The 22,026-nt window shown below is 57.0% G+C and carries 17 protein-coding genes; 13 read left to right on the forward strand and 4 right to left on the reverse strand.

All coding sequences use genetic code 11. The features are described 5' to 3' along the window. The first annotated feature begins 4 nt into the window (after positions 1 to 4). From galE to AAGW05_RS00730, 11 genes are all read left to right on the forward strand, one after another. Positions 5 to 1,021, forward strand: coding sequence for a UDP-glucose 4-epimerase GalE (galE, locus tag AAGW05_RS00680; protein ID WP_411802538.1), 1,017 nt, complete (start codon positions 5 to 7; stop codon positions 1,019 to 1,021). Between the two features lie 201 nt (positions 1,022 to 1,222). After that, a complete protein-coding gene (locus AAGW05_RS00685) occupies positions 1,223 to 3,187 on the forward strand; it encodes a DUF6541 family protein (protein ID WP_411802539.1) in 1,965 nt (654 codons plus the stop codon). Between the two features lie 200 nt (positions 3,188 to 3,387). After that, complete coding sequence (locus AAGW05_RS00690) at positions 3,388 to 4,677, forward strand: nucleotide sugar dehydrogenase (protein ID WP_411802540.1); 1,290 nt, start codon at positions 3,388 to 3,390, stop codon at positions 4,675 to 4,677. Positions 4,678 to 4,684: 7 nt separating this feature from the next. Further along, positions 4,685 to 5,821, forward strand: a complete 1,137-nt coding sequence (locus AAGW05_RS00695; RefSeq protein WP_411802541.1) for a glycosyltransferase — start codon at positions 4,685 to 4,687, stop codon at positions 5,819 to 5,821. Between the two features lie 64 nt (positions 5,822 to 5,885). Continuing rightward, complete coding sequence (locus tag AAGW05_RS00700) at positions 5,886 to 6,482, forward strand: acyltransferase (RefSeq protein ID WP_411802542.1); 597 nt, start codon at positions 5,886 to 5,888, stop codon at positions 6,480 to 6,482. Continuing rightward, complete coding sequence (locus tag AAGW05_RS00705; protein ID WP_411802543.1) at positions 6,479 to 7,570, forward strand: DegT/DnrJ/EryC1/StrS family aminotransferase; 1,092 nt, start codon at positions 6,479 to 6,481, stop codon at positions 7,568 to 7,570. The genes AAGW05_RS00700 and AAGW05_RS00705 overlap by 4 nt, the downstream gene beginning before the upstream one ends. Before the next feature lie 2 nt (positions 7,571 to 7,572). Further along, entirely contained in the window at positions 7,573 to 8,565 is a 993-nt protein-coding gene (locus AAGW05_RS00710; protein WP_411802544.1) for a Gfo/Idh/MocA family oxidoreductase, read from the forward strand. Then, the gene (locus tag AAGW05_RS00715; protein WP_411802545.1) at positions 8,565 to 9,734 is read left to right on the forward strand and encodes a glycosyltransferase family 4 protein; all 1,170 of its coding nucleotides are present in this window, start codon (positions 8,565 to 8,567) and stop codon (positions 9,732 to 9,734) included. The genes AAGW05_RS00710 and AAGW05_RS00715 overlap by 1 nt, the downstream gene beginning before the upstream one ends. After that, positions 9,731 to 11,035, forward strand: a complete 1,305-nt coding sequence (locus tag AAGW05_RS00720; RefSeq protein WP_411802546.1) for an oligosaccharide flippase family protein — start codon at positions 9,731 to 9,733, stop codon at positions 11,033 to 11,035. The genes AAGW05_RS00715 and AAGW05_RS00720 overlap by 4 nt, the downstream gene beginning before the upstream one ends. After that, positions 11,032 to 12,210, forward strand: coding sequence for a glycosyltransferase (locus AAGW05_RS00725; protein ID WP_411802547.1), 1,179 nt, complete (start codon positions 11,032 to 11,034; stop codon positions 12,208 to 12,210). Before AAGW05_RS00720 ends, AAGW05_RS00725 begins: the two co-directional genes overlap by 4 nt. Before the next feature lie 6 nt (positions 12,211 to 12,216). Continuing rightward, positions 12,217 to 13,767 (forward strand): ArnT family glycosyltransferase, encoded by a 1,551-nt coding sequence (locus AAGW05_RS00730; protein WP_411802548.1) that lies wholly within the window; start codon positions 12,217 to 12,219, stop codon positions 13,765 to 13,767. A gap of 93 nt (positions 13,768 to 13,860) precedes the next feature. Here AAGW05_RS00730 and AAGW05_RS00735 read toward each other — a convergent pair whose 3' ends face one another. The 3 genes from AAGW05_RS00735 to wecB all read right to left on the reverse strand — a co-directional run bounded on the left by AAGW05_RS00735 (position 13,861) and on the right by wecB (position 16,014). Beyond that, entirely contained in the window at positions 13,861 to 14,217 is a 357-nt protein-coding gene (locus AAGW05_RS00735) for a DUF2304 domain-containing protein (protein WP_411802549.1), read from the reverse strand. 4 nt (positions 14,218 to 14,221) lie between these two features. Continuing rightward, positions 14,222 to 14,860 carry a glycosyltransferase family 2 protein gene (locus tag AAGW05_RS00740; RefSeq protein ID WP_411802550.1) on the reverse strand — a complete coding sequence of 213 codons (639 nt, stop codon included), beginning with the start codon at positions 14,858 to 14,860 and terminating at the stop codon, positions 14,222 to 14,224. An 89-nt stretch (positions 14,861 to 14,949) separates the two neighbouring features. Next, positions 14,950 to 16,014, reverse strand: a complete 1,065-nt coding sequence (wecB, locus tag AAGW05_RS00745; protein WP_411802551.1) for a non-hydrolyzing UDP-N-acetylglucosamine 2-epimerase — start codon at positions 16,012 to 16,014, stop codon at positions 14,950 to 14,952. 160 nt (positions 16,015 to 16,174) lie between these two features. Here wecB and AAGW05_RS00750 point away from each other — a divergent pair, with 160 nt between their 5' ends. Continuing rightward, positions 16,175 to 18,985: a GH25 family lysozyme gene (locus tag AAGW05_RS00750; RefSeq protein ID WP_411802552.1), complete on the forward strand. Its 2,811-nt coding sequence runs from the start codon at positions 16,175 to 16,177 to the stop codon at positions 18,983 to 18,985. Between the two features lie 72 nt (positions 18,986 to 19,057). Here AAGW05_RS00750 and AAGW05_RS00755 read toward each other — a convergent pair whose 3' ends face one another. Continuing rightward, positions 19,058 to 20,668: a hypothetical protein gene (locus tag AAGW05_RS00755; RefSeq protein ID WP_411802553.1), complete on the reverse strand. Its 1,611-nt coding sequence runs from the start codon at positions 20,666 to 20,668 to the stop codon at positions 19,058 to 19,060. Between the two features lie 103 nt (positions 20,669 to 20,771). Here AAGW05_RS00755 and AAGW05_RS00760 point away from each other — a divergent pair, with 103 nt between their 5' ends. After that, positions 20,772 to 21,935 carry a glycosyltransferase gene (locus AAGW05_RS00760; RefSeq protein ID WP_411802554.1) on the forward strand — a complete coding sequence of 388 codons (1,164 nt, stop codon included), beginning with the start codon at positions 20,772 to 20,774 and terminating at the stop codon, positions 21,933 to 21,935. The last annotated feature ends 91 nt before the right edge of the window (positions 21,936 to 22,026 follow it).

Consider the following 22,026-nt stretch of genomic DNA (forward strand, 5'->3'; position numbering starts at 1 on the left):
TGCCATGAAAGTTTTGGTCACAGGCGGTGCCGGATATATCGGCTCGCACATGGTGCTTTGCCTGCTGGAAGCCGGGCACGACGTCGTCGTTCTTGACAACCTGGCAAACTCCTCAGCGGAGTCATTGAAGCGTGTTGAAGAGCTGACAGGAAGGCGACCCAAGTTTGTTGAGCTCGACTTACTCGACGCCGCCGGCTTGGACGCGCTGTTCGCCGCCTCGGCCTTTGACTCTGTCATCCACTTTGCCGGCCTAAAAGCCGTGGGGGAGTCGGTGGCCGAACCTCTGCGCTACTACCAGAACAACATTGTGGGCACCCTGAACCTGCTGGCTTCCATGGACAGGCACGGCGTCCGTTCGCTCGTCTTCAGCTCCTCGGCAACCGTTTACGGTGCCAGCGAAGAAGTGCCGCTGATTGAAAAAATGCCGCTCGACGCGACCAACCCCTACGGGCGCACCAAGGAGCAGATCGAGGATATCCTGAGCGACCTCGGTGCGGCCGATCCCACCTGGCGGGTGGCTCTGCTGCGCTACTTCAACCCTGTGGGCGCGCACGAATCCGGGCGCATCGGCGAGGACCCCACAGGCATTCCCAACAACTTGCTGCCCTTTGTGGCGCAGGTAGCCGTTGGACGTCGTGAAAAGGTCATGGTTTTCGGCAATGACTACCCCACACCGGATGGCACGGGTGTGCGCGATTACATCCATGTCATGGATCTCGCCGCAGGTCACCTCGCTGCACTGTCGTACCTGACAAGCCATGAAGGCGTTTTCACCTGGAACCTGGGAACAGGCAATGGGTCCTCCGTGCTTGAAGTCATCCAGGCTTTCGGTGATGCCGCGGGAAAGCCCATCCCGTTCGAATTCGCCGCCCGCCGCCCCGGCGACGCCGCCGTCAGCTATGCAGATCCCTCGGCCGCCCTAGCCGATTTGGGCTGGTCAGCACATCGCAACTTGGCTCAAATGTGCGCTGACCATTGGCGCTGGCAGAAGGACAACCCGAACGGTTACGCCAGCGAGTAGACCGGCAGGATTTGCGGTTTCTGATGATTTGATCGTGATCTTCCCCGCATCCGGACAGGCAATGAGTTCTTGCCGATAGGCTTCCCGTAGTGTTTTTAGACGTGCCGCGCGTCCGGCGGCATGTCTAGGTCCTGCGGTGAGGTACCGATAGGAGACGAAAGATCAGGAGCTCAGAGGTTCCTTGGAGAAGACGGTAGTTAAATGACTTGGCTTGAAACGGTACCAACATTTTTGGTTGCCGCCGTAGTGATCTTTGTCCCTGGTGCGATACTCGCGAGAGCTTTTGGTGTCCGGGGTCTTACATGGGCGGCAGCGGCGGCTCCCTTGTCGGTGTCACTCGCCGTGGTTGGCCCGATTGCCGCAGCTGCAGTTCACGTTCGCTGGAATCCGTTGGTCCTGGCCGGGCTGACCCTGAGTGTCTCCGTGCTCGCGTGGTGTGTTCGATACTTCATGCTGACGCGCCGGCGCAAGAAAACCACAGCCAAATGGGGCAGCTCGTCAACCGCGATCCTTGCAGCGGCCCTTGGCGGCATGGCTTTCGGCGGAGCCGTCATTTCTGTGCGGTTCGTGAGAATGTTCGGCAGCCCGGAGAACATCTCCCAGACTTATGACAATGTCTACCATCTGAGCGCTGTGCGGGCCATTCTCGACTCCGGCAATGGATCATCCTTGGTGGTCGGCAGCATGGTGCAGAACGGCCCATCCGGGACATATCCCTTCGCCTGGCATAACTTGGTTGCCTTGACAGCGCAGATCACAAGTGTTCCGATACCGGTCGCCGTCAACGCGGTGAACGTGGTGATTGGAGCCTTGGTCTGGACCATTTCGGCAATGTATCTGGCAACCCGTGTCGGTGGAACGCGACCAGCGATTCTGCTCATGACAGGCATCATGGCGGGTTCCTTTGGAGCATTCCCGTATCTTGCAGTGGACTGGGGAGTTCTCTACCCCAACTTTCTTGCGATCGCACTCCTGCCTGCGTTTGTGGGAATGGTCGCTGACATCCTCAACATCTCCGTACCCCCGCGTCCTAGCCGGCTCCTATCAGCGGTGATCCTTGCGGTGGGAATCCCAGGGTTGGCACTGGCACACCCCAACATACCGATGGCACTTGCTGCGTTCGCAGTCCCCATGGTGTTGTTCTGGCTGATCCGCTGTTTCACAATGGCCCGCCGCGGCAAACTTCCGGCAGGACGATTGGGCCTGGCGGTTCTAGGAGTTCTGGCCTACCTGGTGCTGTTCGTTTTGGCGTGGGATCGTATCCGCCCTAGCCTGTGGGGTTCGAGTTGGCCACCCACACTCACCATTTCCACAGCGTTGCGTGAAGCCCTAGCCACGGCACCGCTCCTCATCACTTTTTCGCTCCCAATCTTTATCCTTACCCTCCTTGGTGTCGTTGCTGTTTGCTTTAGGCGGAACCAGCTGTGGCTCTTGGGAATCTATGCCGTGGCGATCATGTTCTTCGTGGTCGTATCAAGTTTCCCTGTGGGACCGCTGCGCCAAGCGATTACTGGAGTCTTCTTCAACGACAGCTATCGGCTGGGGATGATGCTCCCTGTGGTTGTCTTGCCCCTTGTAGTCATTGGTATCGTGTGGATTTACGATCTGGTTATGGCGTGGATCCCTCCTTCTGTTCTCGCCCTGAAGCCGATTGCGGCCGCCTTGATGGCAGTGGCAGTCGTCGCGGGGGTACTCATCGGTGTGAGCGCCCAGAATGATCAGCTAAGAAACATTCAGGCGAAGACCACGAGCGATTACGCTATGTCTGCTGAATCAATGCTACTTTCACCCGATGAGCTGGCGCTGCTCCAGCGTGCAGTTGATATTGTCCCGAATGACGCAACAGTCATAGCCCAGCCGGCGACGGGAGCGTCGCTCTTCTATGCTTTAGAAGGCAGGAGGGTGATTCTCCCGGCTATATCGTCTTTCCAAAGCCCCGAGGTACGGATACTTCTGGATCACTTCACCGAACTCGGTGAGAACCCTGGCATTTGCGATGCAATCCGGAAGCTTGATGCCTTCTACCTCTTCGACTTTGGCAGCCGCCAAGTCAGCCTTTTGGGTATGCCGTTCCCCAGTTCTGATGACTTGGCGAAAATGCCAGGACTCACTCTCTTGGACCAAGTAGGTCCGTCCAAGCTCTACAAGATTGACGGGTGTCTGTAGCCGTCCTCCTATACACTCACGCCACACGAGCAGCCTGCGGCCCGAGGACCCAGCGTGCACAACTTAAACCGCTTACCAGGCGGCGCTGACCTTACGATGAGCCTGCGAACCACTAAAGCTGGATATTCTAAGAGCCAGCACACTTGTCGGGCAGGCCTTTTCGCAGCCCGGAAAAATCTAGAGATTAGGCTAAAAACAACGTGAAGATTGCTGTTATTGCACTTGGCAAGATCGGCCTGCCGCTGGCAGTTCAATTCGCTTCCAAGGGGCACGAAGTGGTTGGTGTCGACGTCAACCAGGGCGTGGTTGACCTTGTCAACGCTGCCAAGGAGCCGTTCCCGGGCGAAGCACACCTGCAAGAGAAGCTAGCCGGGCTGGTGCCGGCCGGAAAGCTCCGTGCGACGACCAACTATGCTGATGCGGTCCCGGGTGCCGACGCCGTAGTGCTGGTTGTCCCGTTGTTTGTTGACTCCCAGGCCAAGCCCGATTTCGGTTGGATGGACACGGCAACGGCCGAGTTGGCCCGCCACCTGACCCCCAACACCTTGGTGGCCTATGAGACCACCTTGCCTGTCGGGACCACCCGCACCCGTTGGAAGCCGGCACTGGAGGCTGGCTCTGGCCTGATCGAGGGCAAGGACTTCCACCTAGTCTTCTCACCCGAGCGTGTCCTAACAGGCCGTGTTTTCGAGGATCTGCGCAAATACCCCAAACTTGTGGGCGGGCTTTCTGAGGCTGGCGCTGCCAAGGCCATTGAATTTTACGAAGCCGTCTTGGACTTTGACGAGCGCCCCGATCTGGAGCGTGGCAACGGAGTCTGGGATCTAGGTTCGGCGGAGGCCTCAGAGCTGGCCAAGCTGGCTGAAACCACTTACCGCGACGTCAATATTGGCCTCGCCAATCAGTTCGCCCGCTTCGCCGCCAAAACAGGCATCGATATTTACCAAGTCATTGCGGCCTCAAACTCCCAGCCGTTCAGTCACATCCACCAGCCAGGCATCGCCGTCGGCGGGCACTGCATCCCCGTCTACCCGCGCCTGTACCTGTGGAACGATCCTGATGCCACGGTTGTCCGCGCCGCACGTGCGGCCAATGCCGACATGCCCGATTACACGATCGGACTACTTGAAGGTGCCTTCGGGGACCTCAGCGGGGCACGCGTCGTCGTACTCGGTGCAGCCTACCGTGGGGGAGTGAAGGAGACAGCGTTCTCAGGCGTTTTCGACGCGGTTGAGTCCATCAACCGTCGCGGTGGCACTGCCCTTGTCCACGACCCCATGTACACGGATGCTGAACTAAGCAAGCTCGGACTCCTGCCCTACCACTTGGGTGAGCCCGTTGATGCTGCAGTGGTGCAGGCGGATCATGCCGAATACCGTGAGCTGTCCCCGGCTGACCTTCCGGGCGTCAAGGCGTTTATTGACGGCCGCCGCGTAAGCTCGGCCGAGACCTGGGCTGGCGTAACCTACCGCGTCATCGGAAAGGCCTGATACGAGCGTGCGAGTCCTCGTCCTAGCCACGTGGTTCCCCGATGCCGCGGCACCTCATCAGGCGCCCTTTAATCTGAGCCATGTCCAGGCCATCGCTGCCCGCCATGAGGTGCAAGTCATCCATGTCCGGCTCGGTGGCCGGGGGAAGGTCGTTTCGGAACAGTACGGCGGGGTCACTGTGACCAGTGTTCCGTTTTCGCCGACGAAACCGTGGAGGTACTTAGCTGTCGCAAGGCTGCTGACTCGTGCCCTGCGCGATGCTGATGTCCTGCACACCATGGCGTTCAGCGCGGCCGCCCTAGCTACCCCTGTCAGTGCTTTTGCTCGGACCCCATGGGTGCACACCGAGCACTGGAGCGGCATGGCCGATCCAGCCAGCGTGTCCAAGGCATGGGCGGCGGTGGCGTGGTTGAGGTACATACTCAAATTGCCACAAGCGGTGACGGCCGTCAGCCAGGCGCAGTCGAGGCAATTGCAGGTCTTCGCACGAAAGGGCGCCGTGCACGTCGTGCCGAATGTGGTTCAGGGACAGCCGCCTTTGGCAGCGCGTTCTGGAAGGCTCGACGGCGGTGTACGCCTCGTGGGCGTCGGCGGTCTTATTGAAGGCAAGCGTCCAGAGCTTGCCCTTGATGCGCTGGGTGTTCTTCGAGGGAAGGGCATTGATGCGTCCTTGACCTGGGTGGGCGACGGGCCGTTGCGCAACGATCTTCAAGCTCAAGCAGGAAGACTCGGGCTGGGAGAGCACTTTTCCATCACAGGCATGGTGGCACCGGAGGAAGTCACCAGCCAGATGCGCAAGACCGACGTGTTTATCCTTCCCTCAGCACACGAGACATTTTGCATGGCCGCTGCAGAAGCCGTGGCACAAGGCGTCCCTGCAGTTGTTACTGACCTGCCAGCGGTGAGGGATTTCCTGAGCGCTAAGAACAGTGTGCTTGTTAGCGGAAATGCAGCCGCTGATTTTGCCGATGGAGTGGAACAAGCGTTGGAGATCTTTGCGGACGTTTCGCCCGAGGAAATTTCCGCCACGCTAGGGGATAATCTGGGGAGCTCCGCGGTAGCGAGCAAGTTTTCAGAGATCTATGAGTCAATCACCGCATCCAAGAGGCCCCGCTCATCGCCTGCGCAGGGTGGCGTGAAATGACTGAGATAATGGCACAGGCACCCGCAACTTTTGGAATCAGTGTACATCGAGAGGAAAACACAGCATGAGTAGCATTGCAGCCAGTGCCGATGTCGCGGAGACTGCGACACTTGGCGAGGGCACCAAAATTTGGCATCTAGCTCAAGTCCGCGAGGGCGCCAAGCTTGGTGCTAATTGCGTGGTTGGCCGTGGGGCTTATGTTGGTCCGGATGTGCAAATCGGTGAAAACACCAAGATCCAAAACTACGCTCTCGTTTATGAGCCTGCCGTACTGGGCAAAGGTGTTTTCATTGGCCCGGCAGTTGTGCTGACGAATGACACCTATCCGCGTGCCGTGAGCCCTGACGGCTCACTAAAGAGCGCCGCGGACTGGTCCCCGGTTGGTGTGACCATCGAAGAAGGCGCATCAGTCGGAGCGCGCGCAGTGTGCATTGCCCCGCTGACAATCGGACGCTGGGCCACCATTGCGGCCGGCTCCGTGGTGACAAAAGATGTTGCACCCTTTGCCCTGATGGCGGGCGTACCCGCCCGGCGTCTGGGATGGGTGGGCAAAGCAGGGTTCCCGTTGAAAAAGGTGGATGGTTTCTGGGTATGCCCGGAAACCGGTGCCAAGTATGTTGGAGATTCAGACTCCTTGAAAGAGGTAGAGGACAACGCATGAGCCAGGACTTCATTCCCGCAGCTAAGCCCATCATCGGCGACGAGGAGCGCGCAGCGGTCGACGCCGTCATGGCCACAGGCATGTTGGCGCAGGGTAAGCAGGTGGCCGACTTTGAGACGGAATTCTCCCAGGTCCTCCTTGACGGGCGCGCAAGCGTAGCCGTTAACTCGGGCACCTCAGGTCTGCACCTGGGCCTGTTGGCGTCAGGGGTTGGCCCCGGGGACGAGATCATCGTGCCGTCCTTCACTTTCGCCGCCACCGGCAACTCCGTTGCCTTGACTGGCGCTACCCCCGTCTTTGCCGACATTGAGCTTGACTACTACAATCTCGACGTTGCGCATGTGGAATCGCTCATTACTGAAAAGACCAAGGGCATCATGCCCGTACACCTTTATGGGCACCCCTTTGCCGCCGAGGAATTCGCCGTACTTGCTGACAAACACGGCATTGACCTCTATGAGGATGCTGCTCAAGCCCATGGTGCATCTTTCAATGGCAAGAAGGTTGGAACTTTTGGAAAGTTCGCCATGTTCAGCCTGTACCCCACCAAAAACATGACCTCGGGTGAGGGTGGCATGGTGTCCACTGGCGACGCCACGGTTGAGCGAAACCTGCGTCTGCTGCGCAACCAGGGCATGGAGACCCAGTACCAAAATGAATTGGTGGGCTTCAACAACCGCATGACGGACCTGCATGCAGCCATTGGTCGTGTCCAGCTGACAAAGGTCATGGGCTGGACCAAACAGCGCCAAGACAATGCAGCCTTCCTGACCGCCAACTTAGAAGGCGTGGGAACGCCCAAGGTTGCCGCAGGAGCCGAGCATGTCTATCACCAGTACACCATTCGTGTAGCTGAGGGCCGCGACGAGCTGCATGCGCGCCTGCGTTCGGAGTTCAACATTGGCTCAGGGGTTTACTACCCCGTCCCCAACCACCGCCTGCCGTCCTTTAACCGGACCGAGGATTTGCCCAACACTGAAATTGCCGCCAAGGAAGTCCTCTCGTTGCCGGTTCATCCGTCGCTGACGCAGAACGATCTTGAGCGCATCGTGAGCGCAGTCAACACCATCGTCAAGGCAGGTGCCTAAACATGGCGAATCTGCGCGTTGGCCTTATCGGCCTGGGCATGATGGGACGCCATCACGCCCGCGTCATCCGTGAAGTTGACGGCCTGGACTTGGTGGCAGTGGCAGACGCCTACGGGGATCCTCATGGTGTCGCTAGGGAACTCAACGTTCTGCACACCGTTGAAGAACTAATTGCAGCGGGCATAGATATGGCCGTTGCGGCCGTACCCACAGGCATGCATGAAGAAGTCGGACTTGCCTTAGCCGACGCTGGCATCCACACGCTCGTGGAGAAGCCAATCGCAGCCAGCGCACCTGCCGGCCAGCGTCTCGTTGAAGCATTCGCGGCCAAGGGCCTGGTGGGTGCGGTTGGGCACATAGAACGCTTCAATCCAGCTCTCCAGTCGTTGCGAAAGCGCATTGCCGACGGCGAACTGGGTGAGGTCTACCAAATCGCCACACGCAGGCAGGGGCCGTTCCCCTCCCGTATTGCCGACGTTGGCGTGGTCAAGGACCTTGGTACGCACGACATCGACCTCACTGCGTGGCTGGCTCAAAGCCGCTACGAGTCGGTCTTCGCCCAGACCACAACTCGTAGCGGGCGACCGCATGAGGACATGGTTTCGGCCACAGGAAAGCTCGCCAACGGTGTTATCACTAACCACTTGGTGAACTGGCTTTCCCCCATGAAGGAACGCCTGACAGTCGTCACGGGTGAGAAGGGCGCATTCGTGGCAGACACTGTGACTGCGGACCTGACTTTCTTCGAGAACGGCACCGTCGCAACTGAATGGGATTCCATCGGAGCCTTCAGGGGAGTCTCCGAAGGCAATGTCACCCGACTGGCAATCTCTAAACCCGAGCCCTTGCGGACTGAACACGAAGCGTTCAGGGATGCAGTCCTAGGGAAAGGCAATGACGTTGTCACCATGGCCGAAGGCCAGGACACACTCATCGTGGCTGAGGCCGTGCTCGAATCGGCCAGACTTGGCAAGGTTGTAAGGATGCCAGCCTAGTGGCAAAGGAGAAACCGATACAGGTCGTTGTTGCAACGAGACTTTTTGCGCCAGAAGTGGGGGCCGCAGCATTCCGTTTGAAGGCACTTGTCGATGGGCTCGTTCAACAAGGCGCGCAAGTCACGGTGCTGACAACCAAGCTTCCACCAGAGGCACCTGTCTTTAAGCCCGTCTACAAGGTGAGCCGCTGGCCTGTTCTTCGTGATGCGAGCGGATACGTGCGCGGCTATGTTCAGTACCTCAGCTTTGATATTCCATTGTTTTTCAGGCTGTTGCTTACCCGGGCAGATGTTGTTGTTTCCGAGCCGCCGCCAACAACTGGCGTTGTTGTGGCGCTTTCATCTGCACTGTGTCGCCGCCCTTTTGTGTACTATGCGGCCGACATCTGGAGTGAAGCATTATCTGCCATGGACGTCTCCTCGATCGTTAAAAACGTTTTAGGTGCCGTCGAAGGATTCGTGCTGCGCCGGGCAACGGCGGTTGTTGCCGTGTCTGAACCGGTGGCTGAACAGGTCGCCAAATTTGGTGTGCCCTATGAACGGATTCATGTTGTTGGCAACGGTGTCGATACATCCGTCTTTGGACCCAGCGGGGCCACAGCCCATGCTGAGAACCCCTACTTCATTTACACGGGGACGATGAGTGAATGGCAAGGCGCCGGAATATTCATTGAAGCGCTAGGGAAAGTGCTGACTGAGTATCCTGAAACTGAAATCCACTTCTTTGGCCAAGGCACAGATGAGCCGCATCTGAAAGAACTAGCGGAAGCAACGGTGCCAGGCAAAGTACATTTTGGTGGCGTTGTTCCACCCGCACAGGCTGCTGCTTGGATCAGGGGTGCAACAGGGGCTCTTGTAAGTATCAAACCTGAGCAGGGCTATGACTTTGCAAAGCCCACGAAGATCTACGCAGCGGCTGGCTGCGGAACCCCCGTCATTTTCGCCGGTCAAGGCGATGGTGCCGCAGTGGTTCATGACAATGAACTAGGCATCGCCACGCAGTACACTGCGAGTGCCGTGGCTGAGGCGATGCTCAAGCTCTTGCGCGATCCAGACCAGAGCCGAGCACAGCGGAGCAGCTGGGTTGCCAACAACGCATCGCTGCAGGCTTCGGGAAAGCTTGCCGCCGCCGAGGTCATAGCTAGCCACGGGAAACCGATTAGTCCGTGACAAATGATGGTGCTGGTCGAATTGCCAGATGGCGAAGAAGTGAGTTTCTGCGGCACATAGTCACACTTCTCACTGGAACCGCCGCAGCTCAGCTCCTGATGCTGTTGCTGACACCGGTTCTGTCACGGTTGTACTCGCCCGAGGCTTATGGGTTGTTTTCGCTCTATTCCTCGATCGTTGCAACGGTGACTGTCATCGCAGCCCTGCGTTATGACATGGCCATCATGCTGCCCAAGAGCGACGCAGACGCGAAGGTCCTCAAGAAGGGCGTTTCCCGGCTCATCCTTGCGGTGAGTATCACCGCAACACTCGTGTGCGGAATCGGTGCACCCCTGATAGCCGATGCCATGGGCAAGCCTGAATTGGCTCCGTGGCTGTGGCTCGTTGGATTGAGCATCTTCACGCTGGCAGAAATCAGTGCGTTAACGTATTGGCTCAATCGTCGCAGCGACTACAAGGCCATCGGCATTAACCGTGTCTTGCAGAGTGGCGGAACTGCAATTGCCCAGCTGTTGCTGGCCCTGGGCAAGATTGGTGGTGTTGCCGGTCTCATTCTTGGCACGCTCATCGGGCAGACCGCAGCACTTCTCACTCTCCGGCATAAAGGCCGGGACGTGCGTCAGGGACTCGATGAATCCCACAAGACTATACGCGGGCTCTTTGGCCGCTACCGTAGGATGCCGTTGCTCAACGGCCCAAACGCGCTTGTCGACGCAGTGCGGACCAACGGCATCAACATCATTATTGCAATCGTCTATTCCGGCCCGCTGCTGGGTCAGTTCTTCATGGCATGGAAACTCCTGGAAGTACCTCTTGGCCTGATCAATGGGGCCCTGGCGCAAGTCTTCTTCCAACGCCTTGCAGTCATGGAACGCGGAACAATGTTTGCCTTTGCCAAGTCTTCGGTGTTCCGTTCTGCCATTCTGGGCGTCGTTCCCTTTGCACTCATCTACTGGTTGTCGCCCTGGGCATTCCCTGTTGTCCTTGGCGCAGAATGGGCCGAGGCCGGACTCATTGCTAGGGCACTGGTTCCGTGGCTTTTCATGAGTCTGATTACGTCACCGATTTCGACAATATTCGTTGTCACAGAAACGCAGCATCTGATGCTGATTCACGCCATTTTCTACACCGCAGTTCCGTTGTCCCTGCTGTACTTCCTAAGCGGTGACATCGTGGCGAACTTGACCATCGTCGCGTTCGCGATGGCCGGAATCTTGATCATCTTCACAATGCTCGCGCTATGGGTTGGGTATCGATACGACCGACAGCCAGAACCGGACCAAACAATACTGGGCGTTTGATCCTCAGCCGCCTACGCACGGCGGCATCTACGCAGGAAACCCGCAAGACAGCACCCAACCACAAACTAGAAAGCCTTGCAGCCATGGCCAGCATGATCTACCACGTACCCTATCCACTCAACCCGGACGCCAAGACCGGAAGCGGAGTTCGTCCCATGCGCATGCTCCAGGCGTTCAAGGACAGCGGTTATGACGTTGAGCTAGTTTCGGGCGAGTCCAAGCAACGCCGTGTCTTGATCAAGAAGCTCAAGGCCCGCATTGCAGGCGGCGAGAGCTTTGATTTTGTTTATTCGGAGAGTCACACAATGCCGACGGCGTTGACTGACAAAGATCATTTGCCGCACCATCCGCTAATGGACATCTCATTTATGCGCTATTGCCGGAGGCACGGGATCAAGGTTGGCCTGTTCTACCGGGACATCTATTGGCGTTTCCCGGAGTACAAAGAGCGGCTAAACGTTCTGGTTCACACGGTAACGAGGGCGCTATACAACCTTGACCTGCTGCGGTACAAAACCGCCGTTGATCGGCTTTATCTGCCATCGCTGGGCATGGGAAAGTTTGTTCCTCACTTTCCCGCGTCTCGTCATGCGGCATTGCCACCTGGCGGTGAGATCGCGGATGTCCCGGCCACGGAGTCCGATCAGGTCAACCTCTTTTATGTTGGCGGGCTGGGCGGCTACTACAACATGCAAGACTGCGTCAAAGCTGTAGCTGCCTCTAGGAACGCCCTTCTAACCATTTGTACAAGGGAAGAAGAATGGCAGCAGGTAGCCGCCGACTATCAGCCTCTTTTGAATGAGCGAATTCAAATCGTACACAAGCATGGTCGTGAGTTGATCCCTTACTATGCCAAGGCCAACATTTGCATGCTATTTATTGAGCCAAGCATCTACCGGTCCTTTGCCGCCCCCATCAAATTCGCTGAGTACATCGGATTCGGCAAGCCTGTCATTGTCAATAGCGGAACAAATGTGGCTGAGTTCGTGGAGAAGAACGGAAACGGCTGGGTTGTTCCTTTCAAGGAGAAGGCGCTCACTGAGCTACTTGATGATTTAGCCGAGCAGCCGCAAAAAGTTTCACAGGTGAAAAACCAGGCCCTAGAAATCCGGCATGCCAATACGTGGCTGGCCCGTGCCCAGCAAGTCGCCAAAGAACTCTCGTCGGGCAAGTAGATATTCATGAGCGATTCAAGTCTTGAGCCAAAATCAAGAAGGAATACCCGAAAGCTTCACAAGAACCCGAGGTCAGTAAAGAGCATGACAATCGTGCTTGCGGCAGTGGGCATAGTTGCTTTCCTCTTCAGGCTAATTCCGCTCTTGACGTCGGGAACCCTCGGCGGGTTTCGCGGGTACGACGATGGTGTTCACTATGCCTCCGGGGTGAATCTCTTGGCGGGCCTTCTGCCGTACAGGGATTTCGTCCTGGTTCACCCTCCTGGGATAGCACTGCTGATGGTGCCGTTTGCCTTTATTGGGCAGCTTTTTTCAGATACTGCAGGTATCGGCGCGGCCAGGGTTTTTTTTGCCATGATCGGGGCCCTCAACGCGGTATTGATAGGCGTGCTCTTGAGGCGCTGGGGCTATGTCGCAGTTCTCGCTGGGGCATTCCTCTACAGCGTCTCTCCTGTGGCAACCATCGCTGAGCGATCCATTATGCTCTCACCGCTGCTAACGGTGTGCACGCTTGCGGCGATGCTGTCGTCCAGCAGGAACGGTACGGAACCATCTAAGGGAAAGATTGGCCTCGCCGCGGTGTTCCTGGCTCTAGCCATGTGCTTCAAGCTGTGGGCTATTGTGCCAATTGCCGTAGTGGTGGCTATGGTCGGTTTGCGTTACGGCCCAAGAATACTTGCACGGTTCCTTCTTGTGGGCACGCTTGTGTGCTGTGTGGTCATGGGACCGTTCTTCATCGCAGCGCCAGTGGCAATGTTCAACAACGTCATTGTTGCCCAGTTGGTTCGCACCGACGGGGCAGTGAAGGATCTTGTCTACCGGCTCAACGATTTCGTGGGCGTCCCGCTGCCGCAAACAATGTTGTTTGCGGTCGCCATAGGGGGTGTTGTGGTCGTCCTGGCGGCTGCAGCTATCGGATTGCGATATAGTTTTAGGCCTGTCAAATGGGCAGACGAATTTTGGTGGGCAGTTCTGGCCAGCGCAACGGTGGCAACGCTCCTTATCGCCATGAGCTTCTTTGACCACTACCCCAATTTTTCGGCGGCATATCTGGCACTTTGTTTGGGTGCAACCCTTGGCTTCTTTGTCCAAAAACTGGCATTAGGGCGGGTACCGATTGTTAGGGGGGTGGTCCTTGCATTGGTGGCGGTTTGCCTGGTGCCTGTAGGGATCAGGGGATTTATATTAGAACCGAAGCCCCTGCCCAACGTCAACGAAGCAGAGCTTGCAGCTGAGACGGCACCCTTCTCCTGCGTGTTTACGCCGTACGCCTATCTAGGGATCATCAGTGATTCACTGTCTCGTTCCGTAGACCATGGCTGCGGATCGGTGGTCGATGTCTACGGCACACGGATGGTGGAAGGACTTGAATCCGCAGCGTTCTCGCCAATTTCTTCAGGGGAGCTGCAGATTGAGCAGCTCAGAGTTTCCGACGCCGCAGTTGTGGGGAACCCGCAGGAATACTATGGAATGTCTCCAGCCGCCATTGACGAACTAACTAAAAACTTCGTTTTGGAAGCAACCCAAGGCAATTTTCAGGTCTGGGTACGGCGGTAGAGCGGGCTTGATCCGCAACTCGGCTCCGGCGTCACGAGGCGATTGAATGCAGCGCAGCCAGCTGTGCTCGATGGATGACGTGGCCGTTGGGGCCTAGTCTTTTTCCTTGCCGCTCCACGGGTATTCGGCCTCGTCAATGGCAATTCGCCTGGACAATTTTGTCAGCGTCGTTTCCAAGTGGCGGAAGCGCTGGTAGGTGGTCGCCATGAACACCAGGACTGAAACTACGAGGGCGTAGAGCACAAGGTCGGTTCCGCGCCCAATACCGAGTAGTTGGGCCAGTTGGGTGAGAATCGTTGGAAAGAACACTGACAGCGCCGCAGCCATGGCAAACAGGACCAACATGATGCGCCGAATTGCGAGGTAGCGTGCATTCGATCCGCCTCGCATGAGCGCGAGCGAGACCGTGGAAACGGCGAGGACGAGGACGATCTGAACTATGATCTGCATGGCTCTACCTAAAGAAAAGATCTGCAACGATGTTGACGGAATTGAGCAGCGACTGTCCCTTTGATTTTGAGTAGTCGGTATAGATAATTTCGACCGGATGCTCAGCCCAGCGCGGCTTGATCTCAGCCAGTTGGTGAATCAGCTCAGAGGCATGTGCCATGCGGTTTTGTTTGAGATCAATTTTGGCTGCCGTCGCTGCATCGAATGCTCGGAGCCCGTTATGTGCGTCAGTGAGCGCCATTCCGGTTGCCCAGCGGGACTGTACTGCTGCGACTCTAAGAACCAAGCGCTTCGTCTTGGAGACTTGAGTTCGCCCGTCCAAGAAGCGTGACCCCAAGACGACCTGGGTTTCGCCTGATCGGATGCGGGCCACCATGGCCACGGCATCTTCGACCCGATGCTGACCGTCGGCGTCGAAGGTTACGATTTCGGTTGTCGAGGGATCGAGCAATGCGTACTCAATGCCAGTCTGCAGCGCAGCGCCCTGGCCGAGATTTACGGGGTGCTGAACTACGACAGCGCCGGCTGCTCTTGCGACTCTCTGGGAACCGTCGCTGCTGCCGTCGTCAATGCAAACCACGTGAGGGAAGTTCGGCAGGAGCCTTTTGATCACGTCGCCTACAACTGTTGCTTCGTTGTACATCGGAATGACAACCCAAGTTCGACTCACTCTTTCAGTGTCCCATGTTTAGAGGGCGCCAAAGCACGCAGCGGCCTGGCTGGAGATCATTATCATGCACCAAAGTTACTCAGCAGGGCCGCAACAGTACGGTTGGCTGCTTTGCCGTCTCCGTAGGGGGAAGCGTCGGTTGATTGCGGAGCGTCTCGCTGCACAGTCTTGGAAAGCACTGAAAGATCCTCGCTCACAAGGGCATTCCAACCAAGCTCTACGGTTTCAACCCATTCGGTTTCTGGACGAATCGTGGTGCATGGCACGCGAAGGAGGAATGCTTCCTTCTGCAGTCCGCCGGAATCGGTGACGACCCCGGCCGAGTTCATTACAGTGTTGATGAGGTCAGGATAAGCCAGGGGGTCACTGAGGGTGATGGCCCCTTGGCTCAGGTCTATGCCGTGAGTTTCGGCAAGGCTACGCAAACGCGGATGGGCGAGCAACAACACTGGCTTGTTGAGCCCGGCAAGTTCAGCAACGATTGCCCGCAACCGTTCTGCGGAGTCCGTGTTGTCAGGTCGATGGATTGTGCAGACATAGTACTCACCCTTTGTCATGCCAGCGGGCATGAGCTGCGGGACTTGCATCAGTGAATCGCGAACCTTGAAGAGAACATCTGTCATCACATCGCCCACGAGGACAGAACGCGCGCCAAGTCCTTCTGAGGCGAGATGCTGCATTGCCACCTCAGTCGGAGCGAGCAACAGGTCAGCGCTGTGATCGGTCAGCACGCGATTGTGCTCCTCAGGCATGCGGCGGTTGAACGAGCGTAAACCAGCCTCCAGATGTGCCACAGGAAGATGCAACTTGGTGGCGGCAATGGCAGCTGCCAAGGTTGAGTTCGTGTCCCCATAGACCAAGACGCAATCAGGTGCGGTAGATTCCATGATCTCTTCCAGCCCCGCAAGCATGGCGCCCGTCTGGGCGCCATGCTTGCCCGAACCAACGCCTAGGTTGAAATCAGGGGCCGGGATGCCCAGATCCCTGAAGAAAACGTCGCTCATGATTTCGTCATAGTGCTGCCCGGTGTGCACAATCAAATGTTCTGCAGAGCCCTCCATGGCCTTGGCAATGGGAGCAAGCTTTACAAACTGAGGACGCGCACCAACAACGCTAAGAATTCGCATGAACTAAGCTTAGTCGGTTGGCAATCTCGCGGTGGAATCGGCTGCTCGGTGCGTGGCGCCGAGATTCAGGCATCTTTCAGTGCACGATCACGGCGGAATTTCCAAGCTGCTGCGGCAGCGACAGGGCCGCAGCTCAAGGCCGGGCCTAAGAATAGTAAGGTTGAACTCCATCTTGACTCTCAGCCGCGCCGAGTTCAAAAAATTCGGGGGAGCCGAGAAAGGTTTGACATGTATCTTGGAGAAACCCTTGGAAAATAACGCCCAACGCCGCAGCAGCAATACAAGCCAACAACGGATTCCAGTACGCCTACTTTCGGCATTCACTGTTGCCGCGCTTTTGGCAACAGGTCTCCTGGGTGTTGGTTTGGCCTCCGCAACGGCTGACCAGGAGCCAGCGGCAAGTGCATCGCCCTCCGCTGATGCCTTGCCGCAGGAGCCGTTCGCAACACCGACGATTGTCCCTGAGCCACCCGCCGAGCCCACTGATTCGCCGAGCCCAGTGGAAGCGGAGCCCGTTCCAACTGCCAGCAATTCCCGGCCCGAGAGCAGGCCTGCAGAGCCGAGCGCTTCGGCCGAGGCGCTCACCGCGCCGAAAGAAACCTTGGCTCAGCAGCAGGGCGCGAACGGCGCCTTCATGGGGATGGAAGCGAAACAGGCCAAGAGCAAAGCCAGGGGCGGGGTCCTCTCGCCCTATGCAGCGAGTTCCTGGGTACCCAATTTTGGCGTGCTCGGCATGGACGTTAGTGGGCACCAACCCAACATAAATTGGGCTTCAGAGGCGGGAAAGGGTGCCAAGTTCGCGTATGTGAAAGCTAGCGAAGGCATCACCATGACAAGTAGCTACTTCAGTAGCCAGTACACAGGCGCTAGAAATGTCGGACTAATTCGAGGCGCGTACCATTTCGCACTGCCGAGCGTTTCCCCGGGCGCCGCCCAGGCTGACTTCTTTGTCAATAACGGAGGCGGTTGGTCAGCCGATGGCTGGACACTCCCGCCTTTGTTGGACGTGGAATACAACCCCTACTCGTCTCTCGGCAACAGTTGCTACAACATGGATCCCGCTCAAATGGTGGCCTGGATCCGGGACTTCTCGGACCGCATTTTGGCGAGAACTGGCAGACTGCCGATGATCTACAGCACAGTTGACTGGTGGAATCGGTGCACAGGCTACAACTCCTCATTCTCTGAGAATGGTCTGCATGTTGCCGCCTACAACACGTGGGGCCCAGAACCGTTGCCTGCAGGATGGTCTGATTACCGCATGTGGCAATTTACCGACGACGGTCCGCTCGCTGGGGATTCCAATGTTTGGAAGGGCTCATTGGACCAGCTGAGGGCCTACGCAACGATGGGCGACAGCGTTAAGACTACTTCGGTAGGGGACCTGAATGGAGATGGGAGAAACGACCTTGTTTCCCTTCGCGGCGATGGCGGGCTGTGGTTCCAGGCAGGAATGGGAACAGGGACTTTCGCGGCAGGGATCAAGATTGGCAGTGGCTGGAACGTATATTCACAGCTCATAGGTCCAGGAGACATCAACGGTGATGGCAAAAGCGATTTACTTGCCGTCAGGCCCGATGGATCAATGTGGTTCTATGCAGGGACAGGAGTAATTGGGGAAGGAAGTAGCGGCTTCGCTGCTGGGAAATCCGTTGGACCAGCAACCTGGAATCAGTACTCCAAGATCATTGCAGCCAAGGACAACAACTCCGATGGCAAGAACGATCTCATTGCAACGAAGCCTGACGGCACGCTTTGGCAGTTCTCCGGACTGGGGGCAGTGTCTTCTGCAAGCAACGGATTTGCCGCACCCATCAGGATTGGCACATCAAGCTGGGACACCTTTAGCACCATCCTTGGGACAGGCGATCTTAACTCAGACGATATCCCGGACATTCTGGCAACACGGCCTGATGGTTCGCTGTGGTTTTACGCTGGAACAGGGAACAGTACTCCTTCGGGCAACACATATTCTCCTGCGCGAAAGATTGGTTCCTCGGGATGGGAACAGTTTCAAGATGTACTTGGCACAGGGGACCTGAACGGTGACGACAAACCGGATATCCTCGGAATCCGAGGAGATGGAACTCAATATTTCTACCCAGGAACGGGCATGCGGGACAACGGGTACAGTCCCGCCCGAAACATTGGAGGTTCGGGGTGGGAACAATTCAAACAAGTTCTTGCAGCCGGTGATACGGATTCCGACGGCGTGCCCGACCTTCTTGCCATCGAGCACAACGGCACACTATGGCAATACCCGGGGAACGGTTCCGGAGGGTACAAGGCCAGAATCCGTGTCGGCAATAGCTGGGATGCCTATGACACAGTCATTGGTGCAGGAGATGTCAACGGAGATTCGTTCGCGGACCTTCTGGCAATTCGCCCCGATGGCACGCTCTGGTTCTATGCAGGGAGCGGAAACGTATCCGCCAACAACAGCGGCTATGCACCAGGCATTAAAATCGGTACCTACTGGAACTCATTTACCGAAGTAATGGCCGTAGGAGATATGAATTCCGATGGCAAGGCTGATCTCTTGGCCAAGAGAAGCGACGGATCGTTGTGGTTCTATGCCGGCCTAGGCCGTGTTTCAAGCACAAATAGCGGTTTTGCGGCAGGGAAGAACTTGGGTACAAGTGACTGGATAGCCGCCTCAAAAATTGTGGGTGCTGGAGACCTCGACGGCGATGGCAAGAACGATCTCTTGTCCGTTGACCCACAGGGTGCATTGTGGTTCCGAGCAGGAACAGGCACCCTCAACTCCCTATCCGACCTTAAGAAGCCAATGAAGATCGGTGGTTCCGGTTGGGACGCTTACGGTACTCTGCTCGGAGTTGGTGATGTTGACAGGAATGCAAAGGCAGACCTGGTGGGGATCAACAACAACGGCAGTCTCTGGTTTTACTCAGGGACAGGGATGAAGGCGGACGCATTCCTGCCTGGCATCAATCAAGGCATCTTGCGTTAGCAACACGGCGGAGAAGCATCACTTGAGGCCAAGGAACGGCGAAAAGTGATGCTTCTCCAAGCTAGCCAGATCTTACGACTCGGGGGGTGTGAAAATCTTGCAGTGCTCATTCCAGGTATCTGTCAAGAATTCGTCAGCATAGGCGCCCAAGAGGTTTCCGCCGTTGCGGGTGAACTTGAAGAGTTCGGCCTGGTTCATTCCGGAGACGAACCAGTTGAACCCCATTGGATGGTTCTGAACAGCTTTGGCAGTGATGATCCGCTCCACAAAGCCCAAAAGCCCCACGGTGCGCAAAACTGTCTTGACCGCGTCCCTCTTGCCTTTGGAGATGTCCGTGGGAGCAAACGTCTTTAACTCTTGACCTGTGGCAGCGGCGTAGCGGCGATTTACGTAGCCTTCATACCAATCCCGGTTCCTCGTGATATTCGGGTGGAGGTCGCCCCAAGCGAGGTAGACTTCACGATCCAACATTGGCAACGCCCAGTCGTGGCCGAAGAACTCGTAATTTCGCACAGAATTGTTGATGTACTTCGTCTGGCGTTCCCTAATATTCCAGTACTCCAGCGCCGTCAGCCGGGACACAACCGAGCCATCGTAAGAGATTTGGTCCAGGAATTTCTCAATTGTCCCTTGCAACCGGCTGTTTTCGACAACGGGACTATTCTCCGGCTGAAGCATGTAGTGATGCTTGAAAATAAGGTCGGTGATTTCGGCGCGTGAGGTTGTCTCGGCGTCGAGAATGTCTTCGTCGTGCATGTTGCCCACGATCGTGTGTCCTGGCAGGAAAATGGCGTCGTCGTCTATCAGTCCCTCGGCCTTCAACCAGCGAATCGCATACCAGTCTTGAACGTGGGGGAGTGAAGCGCCTGCATGTGCGAACTTCATGAACTCCGCAGCTTCTTCGGTCGCCCAGGTCGCTCGAATCGTCGATTCTTCGTGAGGGCAGAAAATCCACTTCTGGCCCAAAGCCGCAGCGACGCTCTCGCTGATCAGGACTTCACGGGTCCTGCCAACGCCGTAGGTGAAGTTGACAACGTTCTCGTACCCGACATCTTTGAGGTAAGTACTCAGAAGTCTTGAATCCAGACCGCCGCTGAGAGGGACAACAAGTTGGCGCCCATTCGCCTGGGCCAGAAACCTGGACATAGTTGCCTCAAGCGCAGTGCTGAAGTGTTCATCCACTGCCTCCGTCGACTCAATCATCAGAGTCGAGTATTGGAATTGGCGGAAGAACTTCTGGTCCACGTTGCCTGTGGCACCGATGGTAACCACCTCGCCCGCCTGAACCTGATGCACCCCTGCATAGAGGGTATGTGAGCCCGCCACGTAAGCGCCATGGCGAAACTCGATTCGGGAATCATAGTCAGCCACATAATGCTGTCCTGTCGATGCCAAGCTGACAATGTCGTCCGAAACCATTGCCTGGCCCTCCGCTACAGAGTAAAACAGGGGGAAGCTACGAATTGCATCCTCGATAAGAATCATCTGATCGGGGCTCATAACCACTGCCGCGAAATGTCCTGAAACCAAGCGCAGCCCGTCGGTGAGCGAACCGCCGTCGTTCATCAGGGCTAGCAACTGCGCGTCACAGGATGAGCCGCCCAGTATCCATAGGGTGGTTGATTCGGAGACTGTGTATGTTCTCCACTGGCTACGGGACAGGATGGGGGCAGCAAAAGACATGCTCCTATTCTCTCACCCCGAATCCGGCCGGCCGGTGCGGCAAAAACGAGGTGGTTTCACCAGGAGGATGATTCAGAGCGTACAAGCGGGATATGGTGTCTTGATGCACGTACTTTTTGTACCTTCCTGGTATCCGGCAACGCCGACTGACTTTTCAGGTAGTTTCTTCATTGAACAGGCTGCAGCGTTGGTTTCCTCTGGTCACACGGTAGGTGTCATTGCAGTCAAAGGCATTCCGATTTACGAGGTGGGACAAGTCCGGACTCGTGTTCCTGGTGTTCGGCTCTCCGTCGAGTCAGGGATCCAGACGTACAGACTTGATCGTGTTCTGCCCTATCCAAAAGTTCCCGGCGCGAATACCGGGGTCCTGTTGCGTGCATCGCGGCAGTTGCTGACCCGCTACATCAAAGACAATGGCAAGCCCGACGTCCTGCACGCCCACGCCATGTTCCCGGCCGGGCTAGTGGCACACGCGCTCTCGGCCGAATTCAGTATTCCCTTTATCGTCACCGAGCACCGCCCCACATCGTTGGGGCGCATGCGGGAAAAATGGAACGGCGTGCACGGGCGCAGGGCTGCACTCGCGGCGTCGTCATTGGTCGCAGTTGCCCGAGGGTTTGTCCCCGAACTAAACGCCAGCTACGACCTTGGTCAGGACAAATGGCAGTACGTTCCCGGGTTGTTGAGCCCCCAGTTCGAAAATATTGGCACCCGGCAGGCACCTTCTGGTCCTTTCATTTTTGGTCATGTTTCTCACCTTGACCCTGGCAAAAGGGTTGACCTGCTGATTCAAGCGTTCGCGGATAAATTCCGGGATCTTGATGGCGTCAGGCTGAGGATCGCAGGGGAATCCGTCCAAAGGGCAGTACTGCAAGCACTGGCAGTCGAACTTGGCATCGCGTCGAAAGTCGATTTCATGGGCGCGGTTGCCAGGAGCGAGATAGTATCCGAATTCAGTTCGGCTCATGTATTCGTCCTCCCCAGCCATGCAGAAGCCTTTGGTACCGTGCTGTGGGAGGCAATGGCCTGTGGACTTCCTCTTGTGTCAACGAAGACCTGGGCGGGAAAGAACGCCATTTTCGAGGCCAACGGATTACTTGTCAGTATTGATGACCGCGAGGAACTCGGCGCGGCCATGCTAGCGATCATGGAGAACTTTCACTCCTACGACCCCGTAGCGATCAGGGCCATTTGTGTGAATCACTGCGGTCAAGAGGCGTTCGTGTCTCAGTACGAGGAAATCTACTCCCAAGCCGCGACGGGATAGCCAACTACCACCCTGCGCGGCAACCGTACCGTCCGTGGTTGGTAGTTGGGCCGCACTCTCGATCCGTCTGTCTCTGCCGGATGCGGCTATT

Source organism: Arthrobacter sp. LAPM80, assembly GCF_046736435.1.
Lineage (GTDB): Bacteria > Actinomycetota > Actinomycetes > Actinomycetales > Micrococcaceae > Specibacter.